11 protein-coding genes are annotated in these 17,281 nt (G+C 71.0%); 5 read left to right on the top strand and 6 right to left on the bottom strand.

Going from position 1 to position 17,281, the window contains the following annotated elements; all coding sequences use genetic code 11:
• Nucleotides 1–360: L-serine ammonia-lyase, iron-sulfur-dependent, subunit alpha (locus VFB40_RS13725; RefSeq protein ID WP_324850626.1), on the top strand; the 360-nt coding region annotated here is incomplete at its 5' end.
• Here VFB40_RS13725 and VFB40_RS13720 read toward each other — a convergent pair.
• Nucleotides 361–1,188, bottom strand: coding sequence for an SAM-dependent methyltransferase (locus VFB40_RS13720; protein WP_324850624.1), 828 nt, complete (start codon nt 1,186–1,188; stop codon nt 361–363).
• A 72-nt stretch (nt 1,189–1,260) separates the two neighbouring features.
• Between VFB40_RS13720 and VFB40_RS13715 the strand changes: the two genes are divergently transcribed.
• Together VFB40_RS13715 and wsfD are read left to right on the top strand one after the other, a co-directional pair.
• Nucleotides 1,261–1,845 (top strand): TIGR03086 family metal-binding protein, encoded by a 585-nt coding sequence (locus tag VFB40_RS13715; RefSeq protein ID WP_324850622.1) that lies wholly within the window; start codon nt 1,261–1,263, stop codon nt 1,843–1,845.
• Nucleotides 1,846–2,077: 232 nt separating this feature from the next.
• Nucleotides 2,078–3,574, top strand: a complete 1,497-nt coding sequence (gene wsfD, locus VFB40_RS13710) for a glycan biosynthesis hexose transferase WsfD (RefSeq protein WP_324850620.1) — start codon at nt 2,078–2,080, stop codon at nt 3,572–3,574.
• Nucleotides 3,575–3,590: 16 nt separating this feature from the next.
• Here wsfD and ggt read toward each other — a convergent pair whose 3' ends face one another.
• The 5 genes from ggt to VFB40_RS13685 form a co-directional block, all read right to left on the bottom strand.
• Nucleotides 3,591–5,459 (bottom strand): gamma-glutamyltransferase, encoded by a 1,869-nt coding sequence (gene ggt / locus VFB40_RS13705; RefSeq protein WP_324850618.1) that lies wholly within the window; start codon nt 5,457–5,459, stop codon nt 3,591–3,593.
• 104 nt (nt 5,460–5,563) lie between these two features.
• Entirely contained in the window at nt 5,564–6,388 is an 825-nt protein-coding gene (locus tag VFB40_RS13700; RefSeq protein ID WP_324850616.1) for a response regulator, read from the bottom strand.
• A 124-nt stretch (nt 6,389–6,512) separates the two neighbouring features.
• The gene (locus VFB40_RS13695) at nt 6,513–8,405 is read right to left on the bottom strand and encodes a serine/threonine-protein kinase (protein WP_324850614.1); all 1,893 of its coding nucleotides are present in this window, start codon (nt 8,403–8,405) and stop codon (nt 6,513–6,515) included.
• A gap of 139 nt (nt 8,406–8,544) precedes the next feature.
• Nucleotides 8,545–8,895, bottom strand: coding sequence for a hypothetical protein (locus VFB40_RS13690; protein WP_324850612.1), 351 nt, complete (start codon nt 8,893–8,895; stop codon nt 8,545–8,547).
• Nucleotides 8,896–9,003: 108 nt separating this feature from the next.
• Entirely contained in the window at nt 9,004–13,623 is a 4,620-nt protein-coding gene (locus tag VFB40_RS13685; RefSeq protein WP_324850610.1) for a type VII secretion EssC family protein, read from the bottom strand.
• 280 nt (nt 13,624–13,903) lie between these two features.
• Between VFB40_RS13685 and VFB40_RS13680 the strand changes: the two genes are divergently transcribed.
• On the top strand, nt 13,904–15,163 hold the full coding sequence (locus tag VFB40_RS13680) for a sensor histidine kinase (RefSeq protein ID WP_324850608.1): 1,260 nt from the start codon (nt 13,904–13,906) through the stop codon (nt 15,161–15,163).
• Between the two features lie 214 nt (nt 15,164–15,377).
• Nucleotides 15,378–17,281 (top strand): PKD domain-containing protein (locus VFB40_RS13675; RefSeq protein WP_324850605.1); only part of this gene is annotated, 1,904 nt, incomplete at its 3' end.

The raw sequence follows: 17,281 nt of genomic DNA, 5'->3' as shown, positions 1-17,281 counted from the left end.
GAGGTCGGCTGCCAGGGCGAGGTCGGCTCCGCCTGCTCGATGGCCTCCGGCGGCCTCGCCGAGGTCCTCGGCGGCAGCCCCGAACAGGTCGAGAACGCGGCCGAGATCGGCATGGAGCACAACCTCGGCTTGACCTGCGACCCGGTCGGCGGCCTGGTGCAGATCCCGTGCATCGAGCGCAACGGCATGGCCGCGGTCAAGGCCGTCACGGCCGCGCGCATGGCCCTGCGCGGCGACGGCCGCCACCACGTCTCCCTGGACAAGGTCATCAAGACCATGAAGGAGACCGGCGCCGACATGAAGGTCAAGTACAAGGAGACCGCGCGCGGCGGCCTCGCCGTCAACGTCATCGAGTGCTGACTAGCGCGGGCCGGCGATCTTTCGGCCGACCGCGGCCAGCAAGTGGTAGCGGCTTACGTCTCCGCCGAGCGGGTCGTGATCGTCGTCAGGGCGCCAGCGGATGACGTCGACCAGGCCCGGCTCCAGGAGTTCATAGCCGTCGAGCAGCGCGGTGATCTGCGCCCGGGAACGGAAGTTCATCCCGTGCGTCGCGCCGCTGTTGTAGACGCTCGCCGCCTCGCGCATCGTGTCGGGGTGGTAGTCACTGGTGGCGTGCGAGACCACCAGGTGCGAACCGGGCGCGCTCGCGTCCCGATAGGCGGCCACCAGTGCGGACGGGTCGTCGTCATCGGGCACGAAGTGCAGCATCGCGACCATCAGCACCCCGACCGGGCGGCTCAGGTCCAGGCAGCGCGCCACTTCATCGCTGTCGAGCACGGCCTGCGGGGCCCGCAGGTCGGCATGCAGGATCTCGACCCCGCTCGTCGCCTCCAGCAGCGATCGCCCGAACTCGACGGTCACCGGATCGACGTCCACGTACACGACCCGCGCGTCAGGGTTGATCCTCCGCGCGGTCTCGTGGGTGCAGCCCTGCGTCGGCAGGCCGGACCCCAAGTCAAGATACTGATCGATGCCGGCCTCGGTGAGCGCGCGTACCGCCCGCACCAGGAACTTGCGGTTGGCCCGCGCGATCTCCGGCATGTCCGGCAGGACCTGCATGTACCGCTCGGCCAGTTCCCGGTCGGCGGCGAAGTTGTGGCTGCCGCCGAGGAAGTAGTCGTACATGCGCGCGGGGCTCGGCCGTTCGACGGCCACGTCCTCGGGCGTCCAGCCAGCGTCCTGACCCACAACTTCCCCTTCGAAGACGGGCGAACCTGCGCCATACGCTATCCCGAATCCCGAAGCAGCTAGGGTCCCCCCATGACGCAGAGCACTTGGACACTGTTGGCCGAGTCCCATCAGGCGTTGCGGACGGTGGTTGCGGGGGTGCCGGCGAGCGGGTGGAGCCTGCCGACCCCCTGCGAAAAGTGGACCGTGGCGCAAGTCCTCCAGCACGCCGCAGGGGACCAGATGGCGTACGCCGCGAAGCTCACCGGCGGGCCGGGGCCGGACGGCGATCCGTTCGCTCCCTCCGGTGCCATCAGCGGTGACCCGTCCGCGCTCGTGGAGTCCGCGCTCAGCACGGCGGCGGAGGCGTTTGCGGCGGTAGGACCCGACGACGCCGAGGTGCCCGTGCCGCTGCCGCCCTTCAAACTGCCCGCTCCCTCGGCGGTCGGCGCGGCCGCCCTCGACGCCGCGGTGCACGCCTGGGACATCGCGGTCGCGACCGGTCAGCCCTCGCCGCTCACCCCCGCTGTGGCACGAGCGCTGCGGCCGACCGCGGACGCCCTCGTGGAACCGCTGCGGGGCTTCGCCTTCGGCGCGGCGATCGAGCCGGAGGCGGGCGCGGACGAGGCCGTCTCGCTGCTCAACTTCCTGGGCCGCCGCGCGGACTGGACTCCCTAGCGCGACGGCGGTCGTCGTCACGACGACAGCCGACATGCGGCGCCGATAGCCCCCCGGACGGCAGTCCCAGAACTGCCGGCGCCGGCCTCCACCGGATGCTTCCTCGTCCGCCGACCATTAGCATGGCGGGGCGGCGGCGGCTCCAAGTCGGTCGGTGGTCGGCGATCCGCTCGGGCTTTGGGGGCCTTTAGGGATGCAACGGTTGCTTTCGCGATGGCACGCGCCTGGATGGGTGACCATCGTCGCCGCTGGTGTGGTGTCGGCCGCGCTGATGGGTGTGCGGCTGTTCGTGCCGCAGCCTGTCGCGATGGCCAACAACGGCGATGCTCAGCGGTTGATGTGTCAGATCCACGCCGACGCCGCGCGGCCGCCCGCGTCGAGCGCGCAGTGGTACTTCGTGCGGTTCCACTACGCGATCTTGTCGCATCACACCCGCTGCATCGACTATCCGACCACGCAATATCTGCAGCTGCGGCTGACCTCCTGGGTGCACCGCCACCTGCTCGGGCTGTCCGGGGCCATCGACACCCGCGAGCTCATGGTCGAGTATTGCGTGCTGGTCGGGGTCGTGATCGCGGTGATGGCCTGGCTGCTGCGGCCGGTCCGGCTGCCGCTGCGGATCGGTCTGCTCGCCGCGCTGTTCGTCGTGCTGGCCGACGCTACCTTCGCCGACTACGCCGGCTCGCCGTACAGCGAGACCACGGCGCTCTACGGACTGCTGGTCGTCGCCGTGGCCGGGGTCATCACGGTGGCGCACGGGCAGAACCGGGGCCGGGTGATCGCCTTCCTCGTCGCGTCGGTGGCGGCCGTGTTCGCCGTCGGGGCGAAGAACGAGACGGTGACGCTGCTGGTTCCGCTGGCCGCGCTGCTCGGTACTAGGCGCGTTCCGATCGGCCGGTTGCGCGGCCGGGTCGGCGTGCGGGTGCTGCCTGCCCTGTGCGTGGTCGCGCTGCTGGCTACGGCCGGATGGAGCATGGCGCAGGAGTCCCGTGAGGACCAGGAGATCAACACGGCCCAGGAAGTCACCATGACGCTCATGCCGATGGTGACCGACCCGGGTCAACTCGCGGTGGACTTCGGGCTGCCGCGCTCCTTCGGCCAGTACAGCGGCACGAACTGGTGGAGCCCCAACCCGATCGAGGACGATCCGTCCTTCTCGCATTACCGCACCCGTTTCTCCCGCTCCAACCTGGTGCGGTACTTCGCCGAGCATCCGACGATGTCTGCTCGCGTCTTCTCCGGGGGAGCCGACGCGTACCTCACCTTCCGCGCGAACTACCTCGGCAATTACGCGGCGGACTCCGGCCAGCCGCCCCAGCACCAGGAATGCCGCGTGTGCGTGGTGCAGGGCGTGGCTCACGCGTTCAAGTGGAGCGGCTTCCCCGGCATACTCGTCTACTGGCTGGCCTGCCTGGCGGGCGCGGCCTGGCTGATCCGCACCGGATCGCCGAACTCGCGCCGCCGCGGCTTCGGTCTGGTCACCCTGACCCTGCTCGGCAGCACCGTTGTCCAGTACGCCACCGCCGTATACGGAGAGGGCAACGAGGTGACCAAGCACCTCGCGGTCGCTGTCTTCACCGCGGCGCTCGCGCCGGTCTGGATCGCCGCGGGCGCCCTGACACCGCGCTCGCCCTCCGAGCCGGCCGCGCATCCCAGGCTCCCGCGACTGGGCAAGCTCCGGCAGCGCACCACCACCAGCCAGCCCGACCCGCAGCCGACCGCCCTCTGACGACAGCGGTCGACGGTCACGGCACGGGGAACACCACCATCGCCGAGCCGCCGAAGCGGCGCTGCGGTTCGGCGGCCGCCTGAATCCGTCCGTCGGCCAGGAATTCGAGGCCGGTTGCGGCGCCGATTTCGGAGGCCGGGGTGAAGGTCGCCGGAGCCGGGATGAAGTTCTGCCCGAGCGCGGTGAGCGCAGGGTCGAGCGGCGAGGAGAGGAACGCCGGTTCGGCCTCGGTGTGCGCGCTGTCGCGTTGCGAGATGCGTGGCGCGGCGATCGCGTCCGGCAGGCTCATGCCCAGGTCGAGACGGTTGAGCAGGATCTGCAGCACCGTGGTGATGATGGACGCCCCGCCGGGCGAGCCCACGACCAGGTAGGGGCGTCCGTCGCGCAGGATGATCGTCGGGGCCATCGAGGAGCGCGGGCGCTTGCCGGCGGCCGGCAGGTTCGGGTCGGGCGCGGGCGGGTGGATCGGGGTGAAGTCGAAGTCCGTCATCTCGTTGTTGAGCAGGAATCCGCGGTGCGGCACGACCATCGCCGAACCGCCGGTCTGCTCGATGGTCAGCGTGTAGGACACCACGTTGCCCCAGCGGTCCGCGGCGACCAGGTGCGTGGTGGAGACGCCCTCGGTCGACGCGTCAGGGGTCTGCGTCGTGGCGGGCGTGCAGCTTCCGGAGCCCGGGTTGGCCGGGTCGCCTGGCGCGACCGGGCTGGTGAGTGTCGAGGTCGGGCTGATCAGGCAGGCGCGTGACACGGCGAAGGCCGGGGAGAGCAGGCCGGCGGTCGGCACGTTCTCGAATGCCGGATCGGCGACCCACCGGTTGCGGTCGGCGAAGGCGACCCGGCTCGCCTCGAGGTAGGCCTGCAGCGACGCCGCCTGGTCGGCCTGGGTGTCCCAGGACAAGCGCCAGCCGGAGCGCTTGAGCTGGGTCAGGATGTTGAGAGCCTCGCCGACCGTGGTGCCGCCGGAGGACGGCGGACCCATCGAGTAGACGTCCAGGCCGTCGTAGGAGACGTGCGTCGGCGCCGTGAAGGGCGCGGTGTAGCCGGCGATGTCAGAGGCGGTAATCACACCGGGCCGGAAGAAGCGGTCCGAGGTCGGCGTCATCGGCGGGTGCTGCGCGGTGTTCGCGATCTCCTGGGCCAGTTGCCCGCCGTAGAAGACGCCGACGCCCTTGCGCGCGATCAGGTCGTAGGTCGCGGCGAGGTCCGGGTTGCGGAAGGTCGAGCCGACGGCCGGCACTTGCCCGCCGGGCAGGTACAGCTGCGCGGTCGGCGCGATGTCGCTGAAACGCTGCTGGTTCAACGCGATCCCGGCGTTGAAGTCGCCGGTCACGGTGAAGCCGCGCTCGGCAAGTCGGGCCGCGGGCCGCAGCTCTTCGGCCAGCGGGCGGGTGCCCCAGGCGTTGAGCGCCTCCTGCCAGGTCATCAGGGTGCCGGGCGCGCCGACGGAGAGCCCTGAGTTGACCGCGTCGGCGAAGGCCAGCGGCTTGCCGGTGGCCGGATCGATGAAGACGGTCGGCGTGAACGCGGCCGGTCCGGTCTCGCGCCCGTCGATGGTGGTCACCCGGTGCGTGCGGGCGTTGTAGTACACGAAGAACCCGCCTCCGCCGATCCCGGAGGAGAAGGGTTCGACGACGCCGAGCGCCGCGGCCGTGGCTACCGCGGCGTCCACCGCGTTCCCGCCGCGCTTGAGCACGTCGATGCCGATCTGCGTGGCGTACGGGCTCACGCTGGCCACCGCGCCGCCGTATCCGGTGGCCACCGCTTCCTTCGGCGGCAGCGGCACCGGCGGCCGCGCCGCGGGCGCCGCTGCCGAGGCCGGGCCGGCTGACATCAGAGTGCTGCAGAGGAGCGCGGAAATGACCAGGTAGGGCGTCTTGCGTCGCATGCGACTCTCCCGACTCGACGGACCGCCTGAGTTCTAGGCTTCCCCGGGTCGGCCTCAGATCATGCCGGGTATTCGAATTCTGGCGTGTTCGTCAGCCGGCCGGATCAGCCGTGCGGGCCGGCCGCGACGCGCGCGGGCACCGGTGCGGACGGCGCCTGGCCGGGCACGACCAGGCCGGATTCGTAGGCGAGCACGACCACCTGGGCCCGGCTGGACAGGTTCAGCTTGGACATCGAACGGTTCAGGTGGGTCTTCACGGTGCCCTCGCTGACCACCAGGCGCTCGGCGATCTCACCGTTGGACAGGCCGGTGGCCACGAGGCGCAGCACATCAGTCTCGCGGGCGGTGAGCGCGGCCAGCGCGGCGCGTTCCTCGGCGGGGCGGTCGTCGAGCGCGGCCCTGGGGCGGACCGGGACCGGGGACCAGCGCGCCGTGCCGGATCCGGCGGCGGCCTGCGGGCTCTCGCCGAGTTGGCCGCCCTCGGTGGCGCAGTAGGCCTGCACCAGGCGGCGGGTGACGGTCGGCGAGAACAGCGTGTCGCCGTCCGCGACGGCCTTGAGCGCCGCGAGCAGCCGCTCGGGCGGGGTGTCCTTGAGGACGAAGCCGCTCGCCCCGGCGCGCAGCGCCTTGTAGACGTATTCATCGAGGTCGAAGGTGGTCAGGATGAGGATGTGCGGCGGGTTTTCCCGGCCCGAGCGCGCTTTCCAGTTTTCCGGATTCAGGATGCGGCGGGTCGCGGCGATGCCGTCGGTCTCCGGCATCCGGATGTCCATCAGCACGACGTCGGGCTCGGTCAGCTCCGCCATGGTGACGGCCTCTTCGCCGTCGCAGGCCTCGCCCACCACCTGGTAGCCGGGCGCCGCCCGCAGGATGGCCGCTATCCCGGCCCGTATCAGCACTTGATCGTCGGCGATCAGAACCTTGACCATGGGCGTACGCCGTCTCCCTTTCGTTCCGTGCGGCGCGTGGTGCCGCCGCCGGCTCTCGCAACGTGACGCAGCCGAAGCGTTACGGGCCGTCACCCTTACGGGTGGCGGATGGGTCCCGCGTCCGTCACGCAGTGCCGTCCTCGTTCCACAGGTCCGCGCTATCGCTCGTGGTGCACGGCCCGTAGGAGACAACGCCGCCGCCGGCTCGAAGACACTGGCTCTCGCCAGCGTTTTCGAATTCTTTACTCGAGCCCGGTCCGCTCACCTTCGACCACACCTGTGCGGAGCCGCCGTCGCAGGTCCGGGCGACGACCTGTCCGCCGGGATCCGCGGAGAGGCACAGGCCGCTCTGCTCGTTGACGAGCTCGAAGCCGGCCGAGAGGATCCCGCTGAGGGAGAGGGAGTACTGCCAGCCCTGGGATTTGTCCGCCGCGCAGCCCTGCTGGGAGGGGGTCGAGCCGCCGCCCGGATTCGCCAGGCAGGTCCCGCTTTGCACGTTCCGCAGCCGGCGGAACGTACCCGGCAGCGAGAGCAGCGAGCCGGATCCGGCGGATGCGCTCGCGCTGGGGTGAGTGGCCGCGCTCGCGGTGGCGCCGGGGAGGGACGCGGGCGCGGTGCTGTGCTTGGGCGTCGCCGTGGCGTGCGCGCTGGGTTTGGCTGAGGCTTTCGTCGGCACGCCGTCGGCCGAGGCGGTTACGAGCGGGTGCTGTGCGGAGTCCACGTCATGCGAGTTGGTCGAAGAGAACTGCGATGTGAGTACGGCCCACGTTCCGATGCCGAGCAGCGCGAGGGTCGCGAGGACGAGAGCCGGCTTTCGGGCGCGCCGGGCGCGGCTCTCGTCCTGGCCGTCGTCCACGCTGCCGGCATGGACGCTGCTGGCACGGACGCTGCCGGCACGGACACTGTGCACGCTCACGGCGGCGGACGCGGTGCGCCCGGAGGATTCGGCGCGGTCGGGGCGAAGCATGGTCTCGTCGGAACTGCGCGGCCGGCTGGTGGTGTAGCCGCCGGTGCGGCCGTATCCCGTCGAGGTGAATTCGACCATTGCGTCAACTGCGTCAGCGGCGGCCGCGCCGTCTACCGGCACCTCGGAATCGAAGGCTGCCGAGGTTCTCAGCGTCGCCATCGGGTCGGGCATCGAGAGCGGCTGCGGAGCATCGGGAAGCAGAGCGCGCAGAACCCGGGCGAACTCGGCGGCGTCCGCGAAGCGGTCTTCCGGCTCCTTGGCCATCGCGCGCATGATCACGTCGGCCAACTCGGGCAACTCAGGGCACTGCGCCCTGGGCGGCGGCTCGCTCACCACCCGCCACATGATCGAGCGCACGTCCCGCTCCTGCCCGCCGAACGGCGGCTGCCCGGTGACCAGCTGGTACAGCGTCGAGCCGAGCGCGTATATGTCAGAGGCCGCAGTCAGTACGCCGCGCGTCATCAGCTCGGGCGCGGCGTGCTGCGGGGAGAAGACGTCCAGGACCGAGGCCGACGAGCTCGAGTCCAGCAGGCAGGAGACGCCGAAGTCGGCGAGCGCGGGCTCGCCGAACCTTGAGATCAGGATGTTGTTTGGCTTCACGTCGCGGTGCAGCACGCCCAGCGTGTGCGCCGCCGAGAGCGCCTCGGCGATCTTCGCCCCGACCGCGGCGGTCTCGGCCGGCGAGAGCGGCCCGGACCGGCGCAGCCGATCACGCATCGAGCCGCCGTGGTACAGGTCCATCGCGAAGTACGGCCGGCCGGACAGCGTCGTGCCGATGTCCAGGACGGTGACGACGTGCGGGTGCCCGCTGAGCCGCCCGGCGAGTCGGACCTCGCGCAGGAAACGCCGGCGGGCGTCCTCATCCGGGCCGACGCTCAGGACCTTGAGCGCCACGGCGCGCTCGAAGGACTCCTGCACGGCCCGGTAGACCACGCTGAAGCCGCCGTGCCCGATCCGCGCCAGATCCCGGTATCCGGGGACTGACTCGGCCGCCTCCGCGGGCGGGTCCAGGTGCGGTTCGGAACCCGTCGATGCACGTCGGCCTGTCATGAATCGCGTTCCCGTCCTTCGTCGTACAACCGCGTCCGGGCGGTGGTGCAGCGGCACGCCCGTCGCGTGCCGCTGCACCACCGCCGTGATCGGCTCAGTGCCGTTTCTTCAGTTCTCTTACTCGCGCGGGTGCGGCGGCTTACAGGCCGCCGACCGGCAGGCTGCCGACCACCGGCAGGCTGCCCAGCTGCGGCAGGCCGCCGAGCGGGAGGCCGGAGCCGGCCTGGGTGATGTTGTTCAGGATGCCCGCGACCTGGCCCTGGAGCTGGCCGAGCGAGCCCTGCAGCGCACCGAGCTGCGACTGCACCTCCGGCCAGATGGTGTTGGCGAAGGCGGACGCGGCCGGGCCGGCCCAGACGTTGGGGTCGGTCAGCGCGGTGCCGTGCGACACGATCTGGTTGATCAGGTCGTTGAACGAGCCGAGCGCGCCGTTCAGCTGCCCGATGCGGACGTGGGCCTCAGCGGTGACCTTGACGGTTCCGTCGCTCATGGTGGTGCTCCGTATCTTCTTCGGTTCCGCGGGCCCGCCGTGTGCCGCCCGCCGCGTCTTGTGGAGCCAGGAGGCTGAGTCGCCCTCACCGGCCGTTGGTGCAGAACGTTATGCGGGACCGCCTCGTCGGTCGTCTAACGAGTGGTTGATTTCATGACTGCCGCGCTCGTTGTAGGCCGGCTGGCCGTGTCTGCCGCTCGCGACAGATTCCGCCGCCGGACCCGGGATCGGCGCCAGCGCGAGTTGCACACCGTCGAGCGCGCCGTCGGACACCAGATAGCCCCGGCCGGGCACCGGGGTCATCCGGTGCTGGCGCGGGAGGGCGACGCCGAGCAGGTCGCCGTCGAGCTCGTGGTCCGGGACGAGCAGCACGCCGCACCGGCCGTCGCGGACTTTTTGCGTCCACATCCCGTACTGGCGGCGGATTCCGTCGTTGCGGCCGGCGACGATCGCGTGCCGGCCGGCGCCGCCCTTCACGATCCAGCGGTCGAGTACGCCGAGGGAGTCGGTCACGGCGTCCGCGTCGTCAACCAGAAGCAGAGTCCTGCCGCCGATGGGGGCCAGGACGCGTTCGAGGTCTGCGTAGTCGTTGCAGACGACTACCGGGGAGGGCAGGTCGCGCAGCGGGGAGCGGCGCGGGGCGAACGCCACGACGGTCGGCGGATCGGGCGCGGCGAGCACGGTTGCCGCGATGGACAGCAGGGCACTGCTGCGGCCGGACCGGGGCGGTCCCGCGATCAGGGCGTGTTCGTGCTCGTACAGCCTCAGCGCGGCGGCGGCGAGGTTGCTGTCGGTGAATCCGACCGGGATGGACCACGGCTCGGCGCCGGTCTCGGCGACGACGCCCGACATGCGCAGCTGATCGGCCGTGATGAGGTCGGGCAGCAGGACCACCGGCCGGGCCGTGCGGGTGGCTCCCGGCCAGCGCAGCGCGACCTCGTCGACCGCCGCGGCCAATTCGGCTCCCGGGTGGCAGATCTGCACCACCTGGCGGGTGGCGACGACCAGGGCGCGGCCGGGAACGTATCCGGGGACTGCGTTGCGCGGTACGTCGAAGCTGCTGTACTCGTTCGCGTCGGCCAGGCGCAGCAGCAGTTTCTGGCGGCTTAGCGCGACCCACGCACTCGGTATCGCTCCGGCCCGGTCGCCGGTGGCGATGATGTGCAGGCCGACGGCGGGGCCGTCCGCGAAGATCCGCTCGAGTTCGTCCAGGACGCCAAGTCCGGCGAAGTCCTTTTCGAGCTCTGATCTCAGGGATCCGACATTGTCGATCAGGACCAGCCACCGGGGGGGTGCGCCCTGCGTCATTCCGTGCGTCCCCGAGCCGCGTACCGAGCCGCCGGCTCTGCGCACGTCGAGCTCGCGGCGCAGCAGGCGGATCATCCGGATCTGCCGGGCCCTTTCGGCGGCTCCGATGTAGGCGCCGGTGTGCGGCAGGCGGCTGAGCGGCGCGAGGTCGCCCGAGCCCATGTCGAGCACGTAGATGTGCAGCCGGTCCGGCGGCTGCGCGGCAGCCTGTGCGAGCGCCAGCGCGGCCAGCGCGGTGGAGGCGCCGGAGCCGACGGCGCCGTAAATCAGCATATTGCCTGCGGCCGGGTCCCAGCCGACAAGGTACTGCGCCTGGCGGTCCGGGTCGTCGGCGAGCGCGAAAGCAGGTAAGCCGCCCGGATCCGCCTGCGCGGTGTGCGTCTGGGCGGGGTTCGTTTGGGCGGGGTTCGTTTGGATTGTGCTCGTTAACACCGTGTCGGTCTGCAGGCTGCGCGCCCCGCCGCCGTGGGCGTGGCCGCTGAGGGCGGGCAGCGGGACCACGGCGGGCAGCGGGTCGGGCCAAGGGCTGCGCGGCCGGCCGATCCCGACTGCGGCGCTCGCCTTCCGCGCCGCCTCGACCAGGCGGGTCAGGTCACTGGGGACGCTCTCCACCGCCCCCGCCTCTCCCGCCGCCCCACGCGCGGTGGCAGGGCGCTGACTGGCCGCGGCCGCCGCGGATTCGGAGCCTGCCGGACCGAGCCCGGCGCGGTCCCCGGAGGTCAACCGGAACGGCAGCAGGCCCACTCCGCCCGCGGCCGCCGCGGGCGGAGTCACGCCGGTGGACAGCGCGGTCTGCACGGGCAGCACCTCGCTCGCGCTGACCCGGTAGAACCCGCGGCCCCACTGCCGGCTGCCAATGGAGGCGGCGGCCGGGGAGTCGATGACGTCCTGGGAGTCGGCGGCGCTCTCCAGCCGCAGCGCCAGGCGCAGCTTGACGTTGTTCTTGATCGCGTCGCTCACCGAGCCGGAGGGGCGCTGGGTCGCCATGATCAGGTGCATGCCGAGGCTGCGACCGCGCTGGGCCACGCTCACCAGCGCATCGACGAACTCCGGCAGGGCCTTGACAAGGGTGGCGAACTCGTCGATCACCACCACGAGCCGCGGCATCGGCTCCAAATCAGGGCGCTGGGTATCCCGCAGCCGCTGGTAATCGCGCACGTGGCTCATCCCGACGCTGCGCAGCGCGTGCTCGCGATAGCGCAGTTCCGCTTCCAGGCAGCGCAGCGCGCGCTCGCCGAGCTGTTCGTCGAGGTCTGTCACGAGGCCGACGACGTGCGGCAGCCAGGCGCACTCGTCCAGCGCCCCGCCGCCCTTGTAGTCCACGAGGGCGAAGGTCAGGTGCTCGGGGTCGACGCCGACCGCCATGCTCGCGATCAGGGTCCGCAGCAGCTCGCTCTTGCCGGATCCGGTGGTGCCGGCGATCAGGGCGTGCGGCCCGTCGTCGTCGAGGTCTACCTCGAACAGCTCACGCTCGGTCACACCGAGGACCGCACGCACGCGCAGGGTGCCGGCGGCGCGGTGCCAGCGCTCTGCGATCGCTTCCTCGAGCGGTCCGTGCAGCTCCAGCAGCGGCAGCAGGCCGACCCGGTCCGGCAGCCCGGCCCCCTCGATCCGGGTCTCCGGGTCCTCGAACCTGGCCAGCGCGCGGGCCACCGAGCGAGCCCGATTGCGGCTCATCCCGGCGACCAGCAGCTCGTCGATCCGCTCGCCGGTGGCCACCCGCCGAAGCCGCCCTGAGCCGTCGGCGCCCACCGAGAGCACCTCGGTGCACAGCGCGGGCAGCCGCCCGGTCAGCACGATTCCGGCCACCGGACGGGCCCGGCCGCCGAGCAGATCCCGCAGCGCGCACGGCCGCCCCTCAAGCAACGTCGCGCCGTCGACCACGATGAGCAGGACCGGCGTCGCTGCATTAGCGGCGTCCGTTTCACGGGCGCCGGCCGCCGCGCCGGCCTCGGTCAGCAGGCTGCGCGCCAGGATCTCGCACCGCTCCGCGCCCACGGCGACGTACCGGGAGGAACCGGACCGCGGATCCGCGCCGTGCGGCAGCCACTTCGTCCAATCCCAGTCCGCAGCGCGGTCCTCGTCTAGGAACACTGCGACCGTCACGTCAGCCGGGCCGCTGCCGACGACCGCCTGGCAGAGCATGGAGCGAGCCGCGGCGAGCGCCGCGCCCCGCTCCCCCTCCAGCCCGAGGACGCCGCCGTCGGCGAGGTCCACGGCCACCGGGGTCTGCGGAAGCCGCGCCGCGGCTTCGACCGCCGTGGCCAGCGCGGCCTCGAGTTCCTGATCGCCGCGGCGGCCGCGGTCCACCGGCGGCTGCCAGCGCTGGTCGGCCAGGCCGGCGCTGACCTTCAGGAAGTCCGCCGCGCCGCGCCGCCGCTCCCACAACCGCAACCCGGGCGCCGCGGCCCGGTAGCAGAGCTCTGCCGGGTCCGGGAACTGCGCGTGCAGGCGGGCGATCTCCTCCGTGCGCCGCGCGGCCAGCTGCTCGCGCGCACCGGCCAGCCGGGACGCGTACTCGCGCTTCGCGCGGCGCAGGCCGAGCCGGCCCTTGGCGCGGTCCTCCAGCAGGGTTCCGAGCATGATCAGCGGGCTGAACAGCGCGATCAGCGCGTAGGCGGGGTCTTTCAGCACCATGACCATCACGCCGGCCAGCACCAAGGGAGCGACCAGCGCCGAGATCCGCAGCGGCTGCCCGTCGGTGCGCCGCGGCGGCTCCGGCAGCCGCACCGGCGGCGCGGCGGCCGGACCGGCCAGGCGCGGGGCCCGGTTGAACGGCAAGGTGCCGCCTGGTCCGGCTTCCCGCGCCGGATCGACATACTGCACCGGCCCGAGGCTGTCCGCGGGCAGCACCCGGAACGGCACCCGGCCCGCGGCGCAGAGCACGTCCTCCGGGCCGATCTGCACCGAGCCCGTCAGCCGCACGCCGTTGAGGTCCGTGCCGTTGCTCGACCCGAGATCGGTGACGGTGATCCGGCCGTCGTCCGCGACGTGGATCTCGCAGTGCAGGCGGGAGACGTCGCGGCAGGCCACGCGGATCTCCGCCTCTTCGCCGCGGCCGAGCCGGGCCCATCCGGGCGGCAAGGTCACCGACAGCCCCGCGTCCAAGCCGCCGATGATCCGCAGCACCGCGCCCGAATTGAGCTTCGCCGTCCGCGTCGCGGTCGTGCGATCCGACTCCTGATACGGCCGCGGACCCCGCACGGTGCCGGCCCCCGGCGCCACGGCCGACACCTCGGAGCCGACAACGAACCCTGCTTCAGCCAGCGGGGTCGAGGGCGCCGCCTCCCGGCCGTCGATGACGAGCCTGCCACCGGGGGCGCACAGCGCGGCCGCCAGGTCCGCGACCACCGCGTCCGGGCGGCCGAGCCGCACTTCCCAGTCGCGCTCGACGCCACCGTCCCGATGGACGAACCTCATTGACTGCCACCTGCTCTGTTCTGCGCGGTCGCGGTTTCGCACGCTCGCGGTCTCGCACGTTCCTCGGACGCGGGCGCCGGGCGGCCGCGCCGGTCAAGCGTTTCAGCCGGAGCGGGTCGACCGCGTTCCCCGGAGGTTCACAGTCCACGCCAGGCCTACAACGCAAGTGGTAGGCCGAAATACCGCAAAGGTTTACCCATGGCCGCGCGGAGGCCCTCTGCGATTGAGGACAAGCCGCGCCCGCGATCACTAGGTTGGGCCGATGCTCCGCATTCACCGCGTGGCGAAAGCCGTTCGCTCGACACCGCCGGGCGTGGTCGACGCGGCCGTCGCCGCGGCCCTCGTGTGGGTCTCCTTGACGAAGGCGGCCGCTTCATACCCGGCGTCCGGCTCGCGGCGGTTCGACGCGCTGGCGATCGCGCTGACCGTCGCCGCCGGCGCGATCCTGGTGCTGCGCCGACGCTTCCCGCTGGCCGTGATGGCTTTGTGCGCCGCCGCGGTAGCCGTGTACCAGGTGCGCGGGTACTGGCTGAGCCTGAATCAGATCAGCCTGCAGCTCGCGTTCTTCAGCGTGGCGTCGTGGTGCGGGCGGCGGTGGACCGCGGCGGCCGCGATCGCGGTGTTTCCCGAGCTGCTGTACAGCAATGTGCACGTGTGGGCCGGTTCCGTATTCGACGTCTGCCTCGGCACCGTCGCGCAGGTCGTGGTCGTCGGCCTGGTCGGCGACGGAGCCAGGAGGCTGCGCGAGAACCATGCGCTCATGGCCGCGTACAACGAGCAGCTGCACCGCAAGCAGCGCGATCGGGAGAAGCGCGCGGTGCTCATGGAGCGGATCCGCATCGCCCGGGAGCTGCACGACGTGACCGCGCACCATCTCTCGGTCATCGCCGTGCAGGCCGGCCTGGCCCGCTATGTGCTCGATTCGGACGCGGAAACCGCGGATCAGGCGCTGCGCACCATTTCCGAGGTCGGCAGCGAGGGGCTGGCCGAACTGCGCCGGCTGATCAGCCTGCTGCGTCCCGAAGAGGACGAGGGAATGCGGGCCCGCGCGGACGACCGGCCCGCGCCGGGAATCGCCCAGCTGCCCGTCTTGATCGAGAGGGTCGGCCTTTCCGGAACCCCGTCCCGCTACACGGTCGCGGGCCACCAACGCCCGCTGCCCGCCGGCATCGAGCTGTGCGTTTACCGCGTGGTGCAGGAATCGCTCACGAACGTTTTGAAACACGCGCCGGGATCATCGGTGGACGTTCGGCTGGAATACGAACCGGAACATGTCCGCGTCACCGTCAGCGACACCGGAGTACATGCCATTCCGCCGCAGCGATCCCGCACCGCGCGATCCGCCGCAGCGCAGGCCGCGGAACACACCGGCGCCGGAGTAGGGCTGACCGGGATGCGCGAGCGTGCGGCCCTGTACGGGGGCGAACTGTCAGCCGGAAACAATCCGGACGGCGGATTCGAAGTCATACTCACCCTGCCGCTCGACGGAGCGGCCGCCGAGGAACCGAATACGCGTAACGTGCCGCTTACTTCGTCGTGATTTCCTCCGGCCGCCCGCTTTACCTGACGGCACAGGATATTCGTCGGCTGTCACCGGAGAAGGGCCGCAACGCTGCGCAAACGCCGCGTGAATCCTGAATCGAAACTGAAGATTTTGCCATCCGCGCCCTTGCCCGAGGCGTTCCGAATCAGGACCATGCGGGAGCGGCGGCCATTTCGTGCCGCCCGCGTGGACTCTTGCTGCAGGAGTGCCCATGATCGGATGGAAACCCACAATTTTCCTCACCGGGGTCGCAGTGTCCGCACTCGCGCTCACCACGATCCAGAGCCCGGCCGCGCAAGCGGGCCTACATCCCGCGACCGGCGTCGGCTCGTGCACGCTCAAGGGCTGGAACCCCAACACCGACCCCGAGGACGCCAAGGACCTGCCCATCGGGGATCGGCCGCAGACCTACAAGCCGGACGACTACGACTGCACCGGCGCCAAGTTCGCCGCGCCCGGAGTCGAGTTCGCCAAGTACCCGCAGCCGAAGAACTTCCAGATCGGCAACGTGGACTCGATGCGGCAGACGAAGGTCTGCTCCAACGGCAAGTGCACCGAGCGGTTCACACCGGTGCAGCAGCCGACCGCGGCGGTCAACCCGCTGGCCCCGTACTTCCCGCCGTTCCAGCACTTCGTCATCATCTACCGGGAGAACCACACCTTCGACGACTACCTGGGCGACTGCGCGAGCACGGTGATCACCGGCTGCAACGGCCAGGTGGAGAGCACGAACCACATCAGCTCCGTGCCGAACCTGCACTCGCTGGCCAAGAACTACGCCCTGGACGACACCTACAGCACGGGCACGCAGCCGCCGAGCGGACCCAACCACTGGTGGCTGTTCTCCGCGCAGTCCGCGTCCAGCTCGCAGCAGCAGGCCTACCCCTCCGCCACCGGCACCCAGTTCGACCGCTTCCTCAGCAGCGCGAGCGGACCGACGAGCGAGGGCACGAACGCCTGCACGACGCCGACCGGCACCGGGAGCGGCAGCAGCCCGTACACGTTCATCATGAACGGTGACTTCTACTGGATGCTGAGCAGCGGCAGCGGCTACTGGCGCAACCCCGCGGACGGCAAGCTCGAAGTGCTGCCGCCGGACCGGCCGGGCACCACCATCCCGGAGGAGCTGCACTACAACGAGTACACCTGCAACAACCAGAGCATCCCGGACAGCACCGTAGCCAACGACTACATCAACTTCATCAACACCAACGGGATGCCGGTCTACAACTACGTCGAGCTCTTCAACGACCACCCGGGCACCTACCAGGACATCCCGGGCAACGACACGGCGACGAACAACATCGTCAACGCGATCGAGAGCAACGCGACGTACAAGAACAACACCCTGATCGTCATCACCGAGGACGACACCCAGAACGGCAACAACGGCCCGGACCACGTCAGCAACACCTACCGCGTGCCGCTGGTCGTCATCGGCCCGTCCACGTACGTCAAGCAGCACTACCTCAGCCACGTCGCGTACACGACGAACAACGTCATCGCGGCGATGGAGCGCACGATGGAGAACGTCAAGTCGGGCATCATCGACCCGAACGACAACCTCGGGCTCTCGACGTTCCCGATGACGACCAACGACCAGGCGGCCCTCGGCGACCCGCTCGAGGACTTCTGGGTCCAGGGCGCGACGCCGTTGACTGCGACAGCCACGGGCACGCCGTCGACCGGTAACGCACCGCTGACGGAGTCCTTCACCGGCTCGGCTACCGGCGGGACCGCGCCGTATACGTACAGCTGGAACTTCGGCGACGGCTCGGCGACCAGCACGACGCAGAACCCGAGCCACACCTACAACACCGCGGGTACCTACACCGCGACACTCACCGTCACCGACAGCTCCTCCCCCGCCAAGACCGCCACGTCTCAGGTCACGACGACGGTCAGCGCGGTCGGCAACCCGTTGGCGGCCAGTGCTTCCGCGGTGCCGACCTCCGGCCAGGTGCCGCTGACCGTTTCGTTCACCGGCACGGCGACCGGTGGAACTCCGGCGTACTCGTATAGCTGGAACTTCGGCGACGGCTCGGCGACCAGCACGGCACAGAACCCCAGCCACACCTACAACACCGCGGGTACCTACACCGCGACACTCACCGT

This window comes from Actinocrinis sp., assembly GCF_035650855.1.
In the GTDB taxonomy this organism is placed as follows: domain Bacteria; phylum Actinomycetota; class Actinomycetes; order Streptomycetales; family Catenulisporaceae; genus Actinocrinis.
The sequence above is the reverse complement of the archived record's forward strand: the minus strand, read 5'-3'. Positions and strand labels throughout refer to the sequence as shown.

What these genes read in the sequence shown, in the direction of transcription:
- VFB40_RS13715 (WP_324850622.1), top strand. Translation starts at nt 1,261, where the DNA reads ATGACGCAGAGCACTTGGACACTGTTGGCCGAGTCCCATCAGGCGTTG.
- ggt (WP_324850618.1), bottom strand. Translation starts at nt 5,459, where the DNA reads ATGCGACGCAAGACGCCCTACCTGGTCATTTCCGCGCTCCTCTGCAGC.
- VFB40_RS13700 (WP_324850616.1), bottom strand. Translation starts at nt 6,388, where the DNA reads ATGGTCAAGGTTCTGATCGCCGACGATCAAGTGCTGATACGGGCCGGG.
- VFB40_RS13695 (WP_324850614.1), bottom strand. Translation starts at nt 8,405, where the DNA reads ATGACAGGCCGACGTGCATCGACGGGTTCCGAACCGCACCTGGACCCG.
- VFB40_RS13690 (WP_324850612.1), bottom strand. Translation starts at nt 8,895, where the DNA reads ATGAGCGACGGAACCGTCAAGGTCACCGCTGAGGCCCACGTCCGCATC.
- VFB40_RS13685 (WP_324850610.1), bottom strand. Translation starts at nt 13,623, where the DNA reads ATGAGGTTCGTCCATCGGGACGGTGGCGTCGAGCGCGACTGGGAAGTG.